Annotated in this window: 14 protein-coding genes and 1 pseudogene; 13 read left to right on the forward strand and 2 right to left on the reverse strand. The window is 72.9% G+C overall.

Annotation, left to right across the window (positions count from 1 at the left end):
* Positions 1-522 precede the first annotated feature (522 nt).
* The 4 genes from IE260_RS03465 (at position 523) to msrB (ending at position 3,939) form a co-directional block, all read left to right on the forward strand.
* Positions 523-1,317, forward strand: a complete 795-nt coding sequence (locus IE260_RS03465) for a pyrimidine reductase family protein (RefSeq protein ID WP_189868943.1) — start codon at positions 523-525, stop codon at positions 1,315-1,317.
* 227 nt (positions 1,318-1,544) lie between these two features.
* Positions 1,545-2,018 carry an indole-3-glycerol phosphate synthase gene (locus IE260_RS03470; RefSeq protein WP_189868944.1) on the forward strand — a complete coding sequence of 158 codons (474 nt, stop codon included), beginning with the start codon at positions 1,545-1,547 and terminating at the stop codon, positions 2,016-2,018.
* A 101-nt stretch (positions 2,019-2,119) separates the two neighbouring features.
* Positions 2,120-3,517 (forward strand): UDP-N-acetylmuramate--L-alanine ligase, encoded by a 1,398-nt coding sequence (gene murC, locus IE260_RS03475; RefSeq protein ID WP_189868945.1) that lies wholly within the window; start codon positions 2,120-2,122, stop codon positions 3,515-3,517.
* A gap of 14 nt (positions 3,518-3,531) precedes the next feature.
* On the forward strand, positions 3,532-3,939 hold the full coding sequence (msrB, locus tag IE260_RS03480) for a peptide-methionine (R)-S-oxide reductase MsrB (RefSeq protein ID WP_189868946.1): 408 nt from the start codon (positions 3,532-3,534) through the stop codon (positions 3,937-3,939).
* A gap of 9 nt (positions 3,940-3,948) precedes the next feature.
* Here the strand turns inward: msrB and IE260_RS03485 are convergent.
* A pseudogene (locus tag IE260_RS03485) lies at positions 3,949-4,719 on the reverse strand (sensor histidine kinase); the annotation flags it as partial.
* A 252-nt stretch (positions 4,720-4,971) separates the two neighbouring features.
* On the opposite strand from IE260_RS03485, the gene IE260_RS03490 reads away from it, so the two are divergent.
* From IE260_RS03490 to cyc2, 7 genes are all read left to right on the forward strand, one after another.
* The gene (locus tag IE260_RS03490) at positions 4,972-6,096 is read left to right on the forward strand and encodes an ABC transporter ATP-binding protein (RefSeq protein WP_189868947.1); all 1,125 of its coding nucleotides are present in this window, start codon (positions 4,972-4,974) and stop codon (positions 6,094-6,096) included.
* On the forward strand, positions 6,093-6,797 hold the full coding sequence (locus IE260_RS03495) for an ABC transporter permease (RefSeq protein WP_189868948.1): 705 nt from the start codon (positions 6,093-6,095) through the stop codon (positions 6,795-6,797). The genes IE260_RS03490 and IE260_RS03495 overlap by 4 nt, the downstream gene beginning before the upstream one ends.
* On the forward strand, positions 6,794-7,459 hold the full coding sequence (locus IE260_RS03500; RefSeq protein ID WP_189868949.1) for an ABC transporter permease: 666 nt from the start codon (positions 6,794-6,796) through the stop codon (positions 7,457-7,459). Before IE260_RS03495 ends, IE260_RS03500 begins: the two co-directional genes overlap by 4 nt.
* A gap of 78 nt (positions 7,460-7,537) precedes the next feature.
* Positions 7,538-8,494: an ABC transporter substrate-binding protein gene (locus IE260_RS03505; protein WP_189868950.1), complete on the forward strand. Its 957-nt coding sequence runs from the start codon at positions 7,538-7,540 to the stop codon at positions 8,492-8,494.
* 335 nt (positions 8,495-8,829) lie between these two features.
* Complete coding sequence (locus IE260_RS03510; protein ID WP_189868951.1) at positions 8,830-9,477, forward strand: ScbR family autoregulator-binding transcription factor; 648 nt, start codon at positions 8,830-8,832, stop codon at positions 9,475-9,477.
* A gap of 22 nt (positions 9,478-9,499) precedes the next feature.
* The gene (locus IE260_RS03515; protein WP_189868952.1) at positions 9,500-10,690 is read left to right on the forward strand and encodes a damage-control phosphatase ARMT1 family protein; all 1,191 of its coding nucleotides are present in this window, start codon (positions 9,500-9,502) and stop codon (positions 10,688-10,690) included.
* Between the two features lie 129 nt (positions 10,691-10,819).
* Positions 10,820-13,003 carry a germacradienol/geosmin synthase Cyc2 gene (gene cyc2, locus IE260_RS03520; protein WP_189868953.1) on the forward strand — a complete coding sequence of 728 codons (2,184 nt, stop codon included), beginning with the start codon at positions 10,820-10,822 and terminating at the stop codon, positions 13,001-13,003.
* Here cyc2 and IE260_RS03525 read toward each other — a convergent pair.
* Entirely contained in the window at positions 12,996-13,760 is a 765-nt protein-coding gene (locus IE260_RS03525; protein ID WP_189868954.1) for a CTP synthase C-terminal region-related (seleno)protein, read from the reverse strand. The genes cyc2 and IE260_RS03525 overlap by 8 nt on opposite strands.
* Before the next feature lie 93 nt (positions 13,761-13,853).
* Here IE260_RS03525 and IE260_RS03530 point away from each other — a divergent pair, with 93 nt between their 5' ends.
* Positions 13,854-14,720 (forward strand): LysR family transcriptional regulator, encoded by an 867-nt coding sequence (locus IE260_RS03530; protein WP_189868955.1) that lies wholly within the window; start codon positions 13,854-13,856, stop codon positions 14,718-14,720.
* A gap of 82 nt (positions 14,721-14,802) precedes the next feature.
* The gene (locus IE260_RS03535) at positions 14,803-15,159 is read left to right on the forward strand and encodes a hypothetical protein (protein ID WP_373303305.1); all 357 of its coding nucleotides are present in this window, start codon (positions 14,803-14,805) and stop codon (positions 15,157-15,159) included.
* The last annotated feature ends 156 nt before the right edge of the window (positions 15,160-15,315 follow it).

Consider the following 15,315-nt stretch of genomic DNA (forward strand, 5'->3'; position numbering starts at 1 on the left):
CGGCGTGGGTGCGGGGGCGCTGCCGCGGGGTGCGTGGTCCTTGCGTGCATCTGGTTGCCCGGCGTTGGTGCGGGGTTGCTGTGCGGGGGTGTTTGCCTGGTGCCCGGCGTCGGTGCGGGCCGGGGGTGGGTGGCGCGGCCCGGCGCCGACGGGGTGCCGCCGCGCCCACCCGTGCCGCCCCAGGCGGCACGACTGCCCGCGGTTACGGCGGCGGCGAGGGTGACCGCCAGTCACGGGGGCGCGGTTCCGCGGTGGGCTGCGCGGGGGCGGGTTGGCGGCGCGGTTGCCAGTGGTTCCGGCGGTGCGGGTTGTCCGCGGTCACGGCGGCGCGGTTGCCCGTGGTTACGGCGGCGGCGAGGGTGACCGCCAGTCACGGCGGTGCGGGTCGCCCGCGGACCCGGCGGTGCGGTACCGCGCGGCCACGGTGTGTGACTGCCCGCGTTCCGGCGGTGTGGCTGTCCGTCGGCGTGGTCGCCTGGAGTGGTGGGGTTCGGGGGTGGGGGGCGTGGAACACTGCACGGCATGCGACGCCTGTTCCCTGTGACCGACCAGACAGCAGACCGGGACTCCGGCGGGACCGACCGGGAGTGGAGCCTCGCCGAGCTGGCCGCCGCCTACGCCTACCCCGGGCCGGGCGGGCCGGACGGGCGGCCGGGGGCCTGGCTGCGGGCCAACATGGTCTCCACCCTGGACGGGGCCGCGCAGCACGACGGCCGTTCGCAGCCCATCTCCAGCGCGGCCGACATGCGGATCTTCGGCACGCTGCGGGCGCTGGCGGACGTGGTGATCGCGGGCGCCGAGACGGTCAGGCAGGAGGGTTACCGCCCGGCACGCGCGCGTGCCGAGTTCGCGGAGCTCCGGCAGGCGGCCGGGCAGGGCCCGGCGCCGGTGATCGCGGTGGTCAGCGCGAGCCTGGAGCTGGATTTCTCCCTGCCGCTGTTCACCGCGCCACTGGTGCCGACCCTGATCCTGACCGGCGCCGCGGCGGCCCCGGACCGGATCGCGGCCGCCGAGCGGGCGGGCGCCCGGGTGGTGGTCGCCGGCGACGGTGCCGGAGTGGATCCCGCCCGTGCCGTCCGCGCGCTCGCGGAGCTGGGCCACACGCGGCTGCTGACCGAGGGCGGGCCGCGGCTGCTCGGGCAGTTCGTCGCCGCCGGTGTGCTCGACGAACTCTGTCTGACCGTCTCCCCGATGCTCACCGCCGGCGATGCGCAGCGGATCGCCGGCGGGCCCTCGGTCGAGGTTCCCCGGCGGTTCACGCTGGCCTCCCTGCTGGAGGAGGAAGGTTTCCTCTTCAGCCGGTACCGGCGCGACTGATGCGGCCGACGGCGGCCCGGCCGGGCGGCGGTGAGCCCGAAAAGCGTACGGACGTTCGAGCGTTACCGCACATCCGGGAATCGGCGGAATCTGTCGTTCCGTTTAGTCCGCGCCGGGCACACTGAATCCGGCAGTACCCGTTCGATCACGGGGCAGGATGGTTTCCGCAGGGCCTGTCACGGCCCGCGGAAGGTGGGCCCACGGGCCCTCGAAGGAAGGGGCGCCTGGTGTTCACAAGCGTTTTGATGATCGAGAAGGCCCTGACGTCCGCCGACGTGGAGTTCGTCACCACCCTGCACGGGGACGAGCCGGTCGCCTTCCACGTGCTGCTCCAGCCGCGCGGCGACCAGGCCGACCGGCTGCTGCGGGCCATCGACGACGTCGCCCTCGGCGAGCTCGACGAGGCCGTCCGCGAGGGCGAGACGCCGGAGGGCGAGGAGGCGCTGCCCGTCGGGCAGCGGGCCCTGGAGGTCTCCCTCACCGCCCTGCGCGCCGCCGGCGCCCGGGCCGAGGGCCGGATGGTCGAGGACCACCCGCTGGACGAGCTGAGATCCCTGGTCGTGGAGGCCGGGGCCGACGAGGTGATCGTCCTGACCGATCCGCACTACGTGGAGGAGTTCTTCCACCGGGACTGGGCCTCGCGGGCCCGGCACAAGGTCGGCGTACCGGTCCTGAAGCTCTTCTCCCACAGCAAGGCATAGGCTTGGCCCGCGCTCCCGCGCCGGGGGCGCCGACCGTCGTAACCGGCCGTCGGCAACCGCTGCCGACGCACCACCCGTCGCACCAATGGGGAGAACAGCGCATGGCACCCGGCCTTCCTACCGCCATGGACCGACCGCACTTCATCGGCATCGGCGGCGCCGGGATGTCGGGCATCGCCAAGATCCTCGCGCAGCGCGGCGCCGAGGTGGCGGGCAGTGACGCCAAGGAGTCCGCGACCGCCGAGGCGCTGCGCGCGCTGGGCGCGACCGTGCACATCGGGCACGCGGCCGAGCACCTCGCCGACGACGCGAGCTGCGTGGTCGTGTCGTCGGCGATCCGCCAGGACAATCCGGAGCTGGCCCGCGCGGCCGAGCTGGGCATCCCCGTCGTCCACCGCTCCGACGCCCTCGCCGCGCTGATGACGGGCCTGCGCCCGATCGCGGTCGCAGGCACCCACGGCAAGACCACCACCACCTCCATGCTGGCGGTCTCCCTGTCCGAGCTGGGCCTGAACCCGTCGTACGCGATCGGCGGCGACCTCGACGTGCCCGGCTCCAACGCCCTGCACGGCGAGGGCGAGATCTTCGTCGCCGAGGCGGACGAGAGCGACCGCAGCTTCCACAAGTACGCGCCCGAGGTCGCCATCGTCCTCAACGTCGAGCTGGACCACCATGCCAACTACGCCTCCATGGACGAGATCTACGAGTCCTTCGAGACGTTCGCCGGGAAGATCGTCCCCGGCGGCACGCTGGTGATCGCGGCCGACCACGAGGGCGCCCGGGAGCTGACGCGGCGGCTGGCCGGGTCGGTGCGGACGGTGACGTACGGCGAGGCCGAGGACGCCGACGTACGGATCCTGTCGGTCGTGCCCCAGGGCCTCAAGAGCGAGGTGACGGTCCTGCTGGACGGCGCGGAACTCACCTTCACCGTCTCCGTCCCCGGCCGCCACTACGCCCACAACGCGGTGGCCGCCCTCGCGGCGGGCGCGGCGCTGGGCGTCCCGGCCGCGGAACTGGCCCCGGCGCTGGCCGCCTACACGGGCGTAAAGCGGCGCCTCCAGCTCAAGGGCGAGGCGGCGGGCGTCCAGGTCATCGACTCCTACGCCCACCACCCCACGGAGATGACCGCGGACCTGGAGGCGATGCGCGCGGCGGCCGGCGACGCCCGCATCCTCGTCGTCTTCCAGCCGCACCTCTTCTCCCGCACCCAGGAGCTGGGCAAGGAGATGGGTCAGGCCCTGTCCCTCGCGGACGCCTCGGTCGTCCTCGACATCTATCCGGCCCGCGAGGACCCGATCCCCGGCGTCACCAGCGACCTGATCATCGAGGCGGCCCGCGCGGCGGGCGCGGACGTCACGCCGGTCCACGACAAGGCGGAGTCGCCCGCGGTGATCGCGGGAATGGCGAAGGCCGGTGATCTCGTTCTCACCATGGGCGCGGGCGACGTCACCGACCTCGGACCGCGCATCCTGGACCAGCTGTCGAGCAAGGCGAAGTGAGGGGCTGAGGACTCATGTCGTACGACGTCGAGAAGCCGGACGAGCAGTGGCGCGCGGAGCTGGCCCCGGCCGAGTACGCCGTGCTGCGCCAGGCCGCCACCGAACCCGCGTTCACCGGTGAGTACACCGACACCAAGACCAAGGGTGTCTACTCCTGCCGCGCCTGCGGCGCCGAGCTGTTCACCTCCACCACCAAGTTCGAGTCCCACTGCGGCTGGCCGTCCTTCTACGACCCGAAGGACTCCGACGCGGTGGAGCTGATCGAGGACCGCTCCCACGGCATGGTGCGCACCGAGGTGCGGTGCGCCCGCTGCGGGTCCCACCTCGGGCACGTCTTCGAGGGCGAGGGGTACCCGACCCCGACCGACCAGCGGTACTGCATCAACAGCATCGCGCTGCGGCTCGAGCCCGACGAGGGCTGAGCCGCCCGGTCAGCGGGCGTCCGGGCGCAGCGGCAGCGTCACCGTGAACGCCGTCGCGCCCGGTTCGCCGCTCAGCTCGATCGTCCCGCCGTGCGCCTCCACCAGGGAGTTCGCCACGGCGAGGCCCAGCCCGCTGCCGCCGCGGTCACGGCTGCGGGCCTTGTCGACGCGGTAGAAGCGGTCGAAGATCCGGTGCCGGTCCGCGGGCGGGATGCCGGGCCCGGTGTCGGCGACCGTCACCCGGGCGCAGCCCGCCAGGACGGAGACCGCGAGCGTGACCTTCGTGCCGGGCGGAGTGTGCACGGCCGCGTTGGTGAGCAGGTTGTCCAGCACCTGCCGGATCCGCTGCGGATCCAGCCGCAGCCGCACCGCCCCCGGCCCGGTCGTCACCGTCAGCGGACGGTCCGGGCGCCCGGCGCGGAGGGCGTCCGCCGCCTGCCGCACCAGCTCCGTCAGGTCGACGTCCTGAAGCCTCAGCGGTGTCTCCGCTCGGCCGCGTCCAGCCGGGCGAGCAGCAGCAGGTCGTCGGGGAGCACACCCATCCGGGCCGCCTCGGCGCGCAGCCGCGCCAGGTGCCTGTCGCGCTCCCCGGGCGCGTTGGCCGCCGCGTACTGGAACAGGTCCGCGTAACCCCGGACCGACCATCAGCGGGGTGCGCAGCTCGTGCGAGGCGTCCGCGACGAACCGGCGCAGCCGCTGCTCCGCCTCCGCACGCACCGCGAGCGCGCCGTCGATGTGCTCCAGCATCGTGTTGAACGCGGTGCGCAGCTCCTCCATCTCCGCCGCCGCACGGCAGGGGTGCGAGGTGTTCGCCGTGGACGCCGCGCGGCGGGTTTTCCGTACCCCCGGCCTGCCGGTGGCCGCCGAGAGCCCGCGGCGCGGCGCCCGGGTGTGAACGGCGGGACGGCGGGGACGCTCCGCCCGACGGCCCGGGACGTCCGGCCGGTCCGGTGACCTCGCCGTCTAGACTCTCCCGGCAACGACCCGCGCGACCCGGCCAGACTTCCGCCCACCCGAAGGGTTTTCGGCGTTTTGATACGGATGGAATCAGTCACCAAGCGGTACCCGGACGGCACGGTGGCGGTCGACCGGCTCTCTCTGGAGATACCCGACCGCTCGATCACCGTCCTCGTCGGCCCCTCCGGCTGCGGGAAGACGACGACCCTCCGCATGATCAACAGGATGGTCGAGCCCAGCGAGGGCACCATCCTCCTCGACGGCGCGGACATCCAGCAGCAGGCGGTCACCACCCTGCGCCGGTCCATGGGGTACGTCATCCAGAACGCCGGTCTCTTCCAGCACCGGACGATCCTCGACAACATCGCCACCGTGCCCCGCATGCTCGGCTGGGGCAAGCAGAAGTCCCGTGCACGGGCGGCGGAGCTGATGGAACGGGTGGGACTCGACACCTCCCTCGGCAAGCGCTACCCGTACCAGCTCTCCGGCGGCCAGCAACAGCGCGTCGGCGTGGCCCGGGCGCTCGCCGCGGACCCCCCGGTGCTGCTGATGGACGAACCGTTCTCGGCCGTCGACCCCGTGGTGCGCAAGGGGCTGCAGGACGAACTCCTGCGGATCCAGGAGGAGCTGGGCAAGACCATCGTCTTCGTCACCCACGACATCGACGAGGCGATGAAGCTGGGCACCAGGGTCGCGGTGATGCGGACCGGTGGCCGGCTGGCCCAGTTCGCGCCGCCGGCCGAGCTGCTCTCCGACCCCGCGGACGCCTTCGTGGAGGACTTCCTCGGCGCCGACCGCGGCATCCGGCGGCTGTCCTTCTTCCCGTCCGCCGGCCTGGAGCTGACGACCGGCCCGGTCGTCCCGGCCGACGCCGGCGCCGAACGGATCGCCGCGTCCGACGCCCCCTACCTCCTCGTGACCGACGCGGCCGGCCGGCCGCTCGGCTGGAGCGCACCGGGGGACCTGACGGCCGGGGACATCGTGCCGGAGCGACTGCTGCCGTACGGGCGGCCGTTCGTGCCCGGCACCGACTCGCTGCGCGCCGCCCTCGACTGCGCGGTGCTGTCGCCCACCGGCTGGGCCGTCGCCGTGGACGCCGACGGCCGGGTCACCGGCGTCGTCTCGCAGGCGGCCATCGGCGAGGCGATCCGCAGCGCCCACGCCGCCGGACAGGCCGACGACGCGAAGGTCGCCCCGTGAACGGCTTCTTCGACATACCCAGCGACCTCCAGCACAGCTGGTGGGGCCTGATCGGGCTGCACCTGCGCGAGGCACTGCTGCCGGTCCTGGCCGGGCTGCTGCTCGCGCTGCCGCTCGCCCAGCTCTGCGTCCGGCTGCGCTGGCTGTACCCGCCCGTGCTCGGCCTGACCACCGTGCTGTACGCCATCCCGTCCCTGGCGTTCTTCGTCGTCCTCATCGACTACACCGGCCAGACCGAGCTGACGGTGATGATCCCGCTGGCCGTCTACAGCCTGGTGGTGCTCGTCCCGGCGATCGTCGACGGTGTGCGCTCGGTTCCCGAGGAGACCCTGGCCGCCGCGAAGGCCATGGGCTTCGGGCCCGTACGGCGCTACGTGCAGGTGCAGCTGCCGATCGCCGTTCCCGCGATCCTCGCCGGCCTCCGCGTGGCCACCGTGTCGAGCATCTCCCTGGTCAGCGTCGGCACCCTGATCGGCAACCAGGGGGCCCTCGGCAACCTGCTCGCCGACGCGCAGAAGTACGACCGGCCCGAGCTGGCCGTGAACTCCGTGATCACGACGGCCGTCCTGGCCGTCCTGTGCGACGCGGCGCTGGTGCTGGCCCGCAACCTGCTGACGCCGTGGATGCCGCGTGGCACGCGCTCCCGCCCGGAGTCCGCCGCGTCGCGGGAGCTGACCGGTCCCAAGGAGACGGTCCGGTGAACGTACTGAACTTCGTCAGCGCCTTCTTCAGCGACAGCGCCCACTGGCACGGCTACGACGGCATCCCGCAGCGCCTGCTCGAACACCTCCAGTACTCGCTGCTCGCCCTCGCCCTCGCCGCCGCGATCGGCCTCCCGGTCGGCCTGCTGACCGGGCACACCGGGCGGGGCGGCAACGCGCTGGCGTTCATCGCCACCGCCGCCCGGGCGCTGCCCAGCTTCGGCCTGCTGGTGCTGATCGTCATCGTGATGGGCTTCGGGCTGCTGCCCGTGATGATCCCGCTGGTCGTCCTCGCCGTACCGCCGATCCTGGTCACCACCTACGAGGCGGTGCGCTCCGTCGACCCCTCCCCGGTGGACGCCGCCCGGGGCATGGGCATGCACGAGTCGCGGATCCTGTTCCAGGTCGAACTGCCGGTGGCGCTGCCGCTGATCCTGAGCGGGCTGCGCTCGGCGGCCATCCAGATCGTGTCGACGGCCACCATCGCCGCGTACGTCAGCCTCGGCGGACTCGGCCGGTACATCGTCGACGGGCTCTACCAGCGAAACTACGAGAAGGTGGTCGGCGGCGCCACCCTGGTGGCCGTCCTGGCGCTCGTCACCCTCGCGGTGTTCTGGGCGGCGGGCCGGCTGGCGGTGTCGCCGGGGGTGCGCAGGCGCTGACCCCCGGACACAGCTGTGCAAGAAACCGTAACCAGGCCGTTCTTGACGGACCGACAACCGGCTGGATTGGATCGCTGAATGACTTCTACCGCGAAGAACAGCCGGTCCAGGACGAGGCACACCGGCGCGGCGGCCGCCGCGCTCACCGCCGCGGTGGCGCTGCTCGCGGGCTGTTCCTCCGACGGCACCTCCGACGACCCCCTGGCGGGGGAGAAGGCGGATGCCGGCACCGTCGTCGTCGGCTCGAACAACTTCGCCGAGAGCACCCTGCTCGCCGACATCTACGGCGAGGCGCTCAAGGCCAAGGGCATCAAGGTGACCTACAAGCACAACATCGGCAGTCGGGAGACGACGTACGGCCTGATGAAGAACGGGTCCGTCACGGTCCTGCCGGAGTACAACGGCTCCCTGCTGGCGTACCTCGACCCCAAGGCCGAGCAGAAGTCCGCCGAGGCCGTGAACGCGGCCGTCAAGGCCAAGCTCGACAAGAAGCTGACGCTGCTGGACTCGTCGCCCGCGGAGGACAAGGACTCGGTGAGCGTCAACGCCGAGACCGCCAAGAAGTACGGCCTCACCTCCTCGTCCACCCTCGCCGACCTCAAGGAGATCGCTCCGGACCTGGTCATCGGCGGTTCGCCGGAGTTCCAGACCCGGCAGCAGGGCCTGAAGGGCCTGAAGTCCGTGTACGGCCTGGAGTTCAAGTCCTTCAAGGCGCTCGACGCGGGCGGCCCGCTGACCCAGGCGGCGCTGACCAAGAACACCGTTCAGGCGGCGGACATCTTCACCACGGACCCGACCATCGTCAAGGAGAAGTTCGTCGTCCTGAAGGACCCGGAGAACCTCTTCGGCTTCGCGAACGTGACCCCGCTGGTGCACAAGGACGGGCTCTCACAGGAGGGCGTGGCAGCGCTCGACGAGGTCTCCGCCAAGCTGGACACGAAGACGCTCCTCGAGCTCGACGCGCAGGTCCAGCTGGAGAAGAAGGACCCGCTGGACGTGGCCAAGGACTGGCTGAAGTCCGCCGGCCTGGTCTGACCGTCCGGACCGCCCGGGCCCGGTCGTGGGTCCGGGCGGCCGGGGTCCGTACGGGTCGGCTCAGGCGGGTTCGCCGGTCCGGGGCTGCGGCGGTGGCGACCGCCGGGCGGCCCGGAGGAAAGCGGCCGCCGGTCACCGCCGCCTACGCCCCGGTGACCGACGGGGGCGCCGCCGTCTTCGTCAACCGAGCGGACGCCTCGGGCGCACGGGCCGGCCGGAGCGAACGGGTGCCGGCCGGCCCGTGGAACACATGTCACCGGACAGTGAGTTATCGTATGCGTAGAGTTAAACCACATGGGTGACCCGTTCATTCCGAGCCCAGGAGTGTTCAGCCGATGGCGAGGCAGTTACGCGCCGAGCAGACCCGCGCGACGATCCTGACGGTCGCCGCCGACCTGTTCGACCGTCACGGCTACGAATCGACCAGCCTCAGCGAGATCGTGAACCACGCCCGCATCACCAAGGGCGCCCTGTACTTCCACTTCGCGGCGAAGCAGGACCTCGCCCAGGCCATCATGGAGTTCCAGTCCCGCACCTCGCGCCGACTGGCGGCGGAGCTGGACGGCCGGGGCTACTCCTCGCTGGAGTCCCTGATGCGCCTGACCTTCGACTTCGCACGCGTGTCCGCCGAGAACCCGGTCCTGCGCGCCGGGCTGAGGCTCGCCACCGGGGGAGTGGAGGTACGGCCCCCGCTGCGCCACCCCTTCGCGGAGTGGCGGGACCTCACCTCCTCGCGGCTCCTCGGCGCCGTCAAGGAGCACGACGTGCACCCGGACACGGACGTGGACTCCGCCGCCCACACCCTCGTCTGCTCCCTCGTCGGCACCGGGGTCGTCAGCCGCGCCCTCGATCCGGTCGCCCGGCAGTCCCGCCGGACGGCCGAGCTGTGGCAGGTGCTGATCCGGGGCATGGTGCCGGTGACCCGACGCCCGCGCTATCTGGGACTCGCCGCGCGCCTGGAGCGGGAGACCGCCGCCGCCTGAACCGCGCGCTACGGTGAGGCGCATGCCCGACACCGCCTCCGAGCCCGCGCCCGTCCTCCTCGGCAACGAGCCCGGGTCCTTCCCGCACGGCGTGCTGGCCGAGCGGCATCCCGCCATCATCCGGCAGGTACGGGAGTCGTTCCCGTACGAACCCGGCCAGCACCGGGCGCTCGACGCGCTGCTGGCGAACTGTACCGAGGGCGAGATCGAGCCGCTTCCCGGCGACGCCCGGGACCGGGACCGCTGGACCGCGTGGGGCTTGGACGAGTACGTCGGCCGGTCCTGGTTCGACGTGCCCTGGTTGTGGGCCGAGAGCCACTTCTACCGCCGGCTCCTCGATGCCGTCGGCTGGTTCGGCCCCGGGGCCTGGCAGGGCATCGACCCGTTCCGGCCCGCCAAGACCGCCGAGCTCGACTCCCCGGAGACGGACGAGGAACTCGCCGCGCTCGACGGTCTCGCCGGCCTGCCCGCCGACGAGCGCGGCCGGGCCCTGCTGCACGGCTCGCTCTGGGGCAACCGCGCGGACCTCGGCTTCAGCCTCTCCGCGACCGGCACCGGCGCGGGCCCCCGGGACGACGTCCCGGCCCTGGTCGCCGACGACGGCGAACGGCTCTGGTCGCTGCTCCCGCCCTCCGGGACCAACACCCTGTGCCTCGTCGCCGACAACGCCGGCCGGGAACTCGTGCCCGACCTGCTCCTCGTCGCCCACCTCCTCGCGCACGGCCGCATCGGACGGGCGGTCCTGCACGTCAAGCCGTACCCGTACTACGTCTCCGACGCCACGACGGCCGACGTGGTGGACGCGCTGCGGAGACTGACCCGGGCCGAGGGCGCGGCCGCCGACCACGGCCGGCTGCTGTGGTCCGCGCTGGCCGACGGCCGCCTCACCGTCCGTGCCCATCCCTTCTCCTGCGCCCCGCTGCCGTACGCGGACATGCCCGGCGACCTGCGCGCCGAGTTCGCGGCCGCCACGGTCACCGTCCTCAAGGGCGACCTGAACTACCGTCGCCTCGTCGGTGACCGGCTGTGGCCCCCGACCACGCCCTTCGCCGACGTCACCGCGTACTTCCCCGGCCCGGTCGCCGCGCTGCGCACGCTCAAGTCCGACGTGATCACCGGGCTGGACGCGGACACGGAGGGCGCGCTGGTCGCGGCCGAGGGACAGCGGTGGCGGACGAGCGGGACGCACGCGCTGATCCAGGTCCGGCGCTGAGCCGCCGGACCCGCGGCCCGCGGGTGGCCAAAGCGGTGGAAGATCCCGGCTTCGGCCCCGATTCACGCGATGGTGTGATCATGTTCCCCCTCGCGGATGCCCCACACGGGCCATGGGTAGGGCCGGGCCATGACGCAACAGCCCTTCGAACTCCCGCACTTCTACATGCCGCACCCCGCGCGGCTCAACCCCCATCTCGACGAGGCCCGCGCCCACTCGACGACGTGGGCGCGCGAGATGGGCATGCTGGAGGGCTCCGGGGTCTGGGAGCAGGCCGACCTCGACGCGCACGACTACGGCCTGCTCTGCGCCTACACCCACCCCGACTGCGACGGCCCCGCGCTCTCCCTCATCACCGACTGGTACGTCTGGGTCTTCTTCTTCGACGACCACTTCCTGGAGAAGTTCAAGCGCACCCAGGACCGCGTCGGCGGCAAGGCCCACCTGGACCGGCTGCCCCTGTTCATGCCGCTCGACCCGGCCACCGACATGCCCGAGCCGGAGAACCCCGTCGAGGCCGGACTCGCCGACCTGTGGAGGCGCACGGTGCCGGCGATGTCGGCCGACTGGCGCCGCCGCTTCGCCGTCGCCACCGAGCACCTCCTCAACGAGTCGATGTGGGAGCTGTCCAACATCAACGAGGGGCGGATCGCCAACCCCGTCGAGTACATCGAGATGCGCCGCAAGGTGGGCGGTGCCCCCTGGTCGGCCGGGCTCGTGGAGTACGCGACCGCCGAGGTGCCCGCCGCCGTCGCCGGGACAAGGCCGCTGAGGGTGCTGATGGAGACGTTCTCCGACGCCGTGCACCTGCGCAACGACCTGTTCTCCTACCAGCGGGAGGTGGAGGACGAGGGCGAGCTCAGCAACGGGGTGCTGGTACTGGAGACCTTCTTCGGCTGCACCACGCAGCAGGCCGCCGACATGGTCAACGACGTCCTCACCTCACGGCTGCACCAGTTCGAGCACACGGCCTTCACCGAAGTGCCCGCCGTGGCCCTGGAGAACGGCCTCACCCCGGCCGAGGTCGCCGCCGTCGGCGCGTACGCGAAGGGGCTGCAGGACTGGCAGTCCGGCGGCCACGAATGGCACATGCGCTCCAGCCGGTACATGAACGAGGGCGCGCGGTCCACCGCCCCCTGGCAGGCGCTCACCGGGCCCGGCACCTCGGCCGCCGACGTCGGCGCGCTGCTCGCCGTGGCCGGTGCCGAGCGGCTGCGTTCCCACACGCACGTCCCGTTCCAGAAGGTCGGCCCGTCGATCATCCCCGACATCCGCATGCCGTTCCGGCTGGAGCTCAGCCCCCACCTGGACGGCGCCCGACGGCACCTGTCCGAGTGGGCGGCCCGGATCGGCTTCCTCGGCGAGGGAGTGTGGGACGAGGACAAGCTCGCGAGCTGCGACCTGCCCCTGTGCGCCGCGGGCCTCGACCCGGACGCCACCCAGGACCAGCTCGACCTCGCCTCAGACTGGCTGGCCTTCGGCACCTACGGCGACGACTACTACCCGCTGGTCTACGGTCACCGCCGCGACCTGGCCGCCGCCCGGCTGACCACCGCCCGCCTGTCGGCCTGCATGCCGCTCGACGGAGAACCGGTGCCGCCGCCCGCGAACGCCATGGAGCGGGCCCTGATCGACCTGTGGGCGCGCACCACCGCCACCATGACGCCCGAGCAGCGCCGCCCCCTGAAGTCGGCCGTCGACACGATGACCGAGGCCTGGGTGTGGGAGCTGTCCAACCAGATCCAGAACCGGGTCCCCGACCCGGTGGACTACCTGGAGATGCGGCGCGCCACCTTCGGCTCCGACCTCACCCTCGGTCTGTGCCGTGCCGGACACGGCCCGGCCGTCCCTCCCGAGGTCTACCGCAGCGGCCCCGTCCGCTCCCTGGAGAACGCGGCGATCGACTACGCCTGCCTCCTCAACGACGTCTTCTCGTACCAGAAGGAGATCGAGTACGAGGGCGAGATCCACAACGCCGTCCTCGTCGTGCAGAACTTCTTCGGCATCGACTACCCGACCGCTCTGCCCGTGGTGCAGGACCTGATGAACCAGCGCATGCGCCAGTTCGAGCACGTGGTGGCCCATGAACTTCCCGTCGTCTACGACGACTTCCAGCTGTCGGACGAGGCGCGCGCGATCATGCGGGGATACGTGACCGACCTGCAGAACTGGATGGCCGGCATCCTCAACTGGCACCGGCACGTCCCGCGTTACCAGGCCGAGTACCTGGCCGGGCGGACCCACGGCTTCCTCCCGGACCGGTCCCCGGCCGTGCCCGTTCCCAGGGCCGCGCCGCTGCCCGCGTTCAGCTGACGGACCCGGTCCGTCCGGCCCGTGCCGCATGCTCCGTCGCCGCTCGTGCCAGCGCCCGGACCATGGGGTGCGGGCGCCGGCCGTCGCCCGCCAGCTCCGGCTGGAACAGGGAGGCGAGGAAGAAGGGGTGCCCGGGAAGTTCGGCCAGCCGGACGTGTCCGTCCTCGTCGTGCCCGGAGAAACGGAGCCCGTGCGCGCGCAGGGTGTCGAGGTGGCGGGAGGGGCCGTAGGCGCAGAAGTACCGCTCCACCGTCCGTCGCGAGCCGATCACCGACTCGGCCAGCGTGCCGGGCTCCACCCCGACCGCGGCCTCGTGGCCGACCAGCGAGCAGGCCAGCGGTTCGATGAGGAAGTCGTCGGCGTCGGGGTCGTTCTCGGCATGCGCGACCCGGGTCAGCCCGCACACGTTCCTGGCGTACTCCAGCAGCGCGTGCTGGAACCCGCCGCACGTCCCGAGGAACGGGACCCCCGACTCCCGGGCCGTCCGGATCGCCGACAGCACGCCCGCCTCACTGCGGTAGGGGCTGCCCGGCAGCACCCACACGGCGTCGAAGCCGCGTACCGCGTCCTCGGCCTCGGCGTCCCCGGTCGGGATCCAGTAGGCGTCGAGGAACAGCCGGTCGTGCGTGGCGAGGGCGTCGAGCAGTGACGGGATCCGCGTGTGCGACACGACGCCGGGAGAGCGGTCGCCGACCAGGGCGATCCGGGCGGTGCGTGGTGGAGTGGAAGGGGACGGCCGGGACGGGGTGTTCGTCATGGGCTCATCCTGTGCCGGGCCTTCCGTTCACGTCCAACGATGATTCTTGCTCCTTCCATAAGCGTTGCTGATTCTGTAAGGGATCCTGTCCCCATGGACCCGCACCTGCTGCGCACCTTCGTCACCGTCGCCCGCCTCGCGTCCTTCTCGGACGCCGCCCGGGAGCTGGGCTACACGCAGTCCGCCGTCTCCCAGCAGATCGCGGCGCTCGAACAGGATCTGGGCGCGCCGCTCCTGGCCCGGCGGCCCGTCGCCCCCACAGCCGCCGGCGAGCGGCTGCTCGAGCACGCGGGCCCGCTGCTGCTGCGCCTGGAGGCCGCCCGCGCGGACGTCGCGCGGATGGCGGGCGCGCCCCCGTACGGGCTGACCCTGGCCGCCGCCGCGACCGCGCTGACGCCCCGCATCGCCGCCGTGCTGCCCCCCGCCGGTGTGACGCTCAAGGTGCTCGCCCGCGCCGAGATCCCCGCGGCCGTGGCGGCGGGGACGGCGGACCTCGGCCTGGTCGACGGCCTGGCCGCCCCCAGCGACCCGTTGCGCCTGCCCGACGTGGCGCCGCTGAGCACGCGTGGCGTGGGGGAGGCGCCCGTGCACGTTCTGCTGCCCGTCGGTCATCCGCTGGCCGGGCGCTCCGGGCTGCGCCTCGGCGACCTCGCCGACGCCCGCTGGCTGGACGCCCCCGACGCCGGTCTGCCGCTGGACCAGCTCCGCGCGGCAGGCGGCGGTCACGGCTTCCGCCCGGCCCTGCGCTACGAGGGCACCGACGTGCGCGGCCTCACCGTCCTGGCCGCCGCGGGTCACGGCCTCACCCTGCTGCCCGCCACGGTGGCCGTCGGCGTGCCGGGGGCGGCCGCCGTCCCGGTCGTCGAGCCCCGGGTGGTGCACCGCACGGAGGTGGTGCACGCCGGTGGTGTGCGGGGCGCGGCGGCAGCGCTGGTGGAAGCGCTGCTCGGGCCGTCCTGACGCTCGACCGCAGGTCAGTCTCACTCGTTCGTGGCTCGTCGGGCGTTGGCCGGCCGGGTAGAGCACCTGCTGGAGGCGATCCATGGAACAGACTGCGCTGCGTCCCAAGCCCATGCCCGGCCAGGAGCCCGGTGGTGGCACCGTGCCCGACTCCGCCCGGCGTCCGCCCACCGCGCGGCGGCGCCGCCGACGGCTCCCGACCCTGCTGTTCGGCCTGTTCGTCGCGACGGCCCTGCTCCTGGCTGGGGTCGGCATCGGCACCGTGAGCGCCACGGTGATCGGTATGAGCAAGCTGGCCGAGATGCAGCGGCAGGCGGGGGCGCCGGTGCCGGGGCCGCGGGAACCCGGCACGTCCGCGGGGCGCCTCGACGCACCCCAGTGCCGCGGCGCCGGCGGCCAGGCCCCGTCCGGCTCCGGCCGGCACGATCCCAGAGGCTGACGCCGGGGCGGGCACTGCGGGGGCGGAGCGGGGCCGTCGTGCGGGCGGCTTCGGCCAGAAGGCGGGTGACCTCCTCGTGTTCCGCGTTCGCGCCGTGGTCCGCGATGTCCCGGGTCCCCGGCGGTGCGTTCGCTCGGGCCGCACCTCCTACGGTCG

The organism is Streptomyces viridiviolaceus (assembly GCF_014650995.1).
GTDB lineage: Bacteria > Actinomycetota > Actinomycetes > Streptomycetales > Streptomycetaceae > Streptomyces > Streptomyces viridiviolaceus.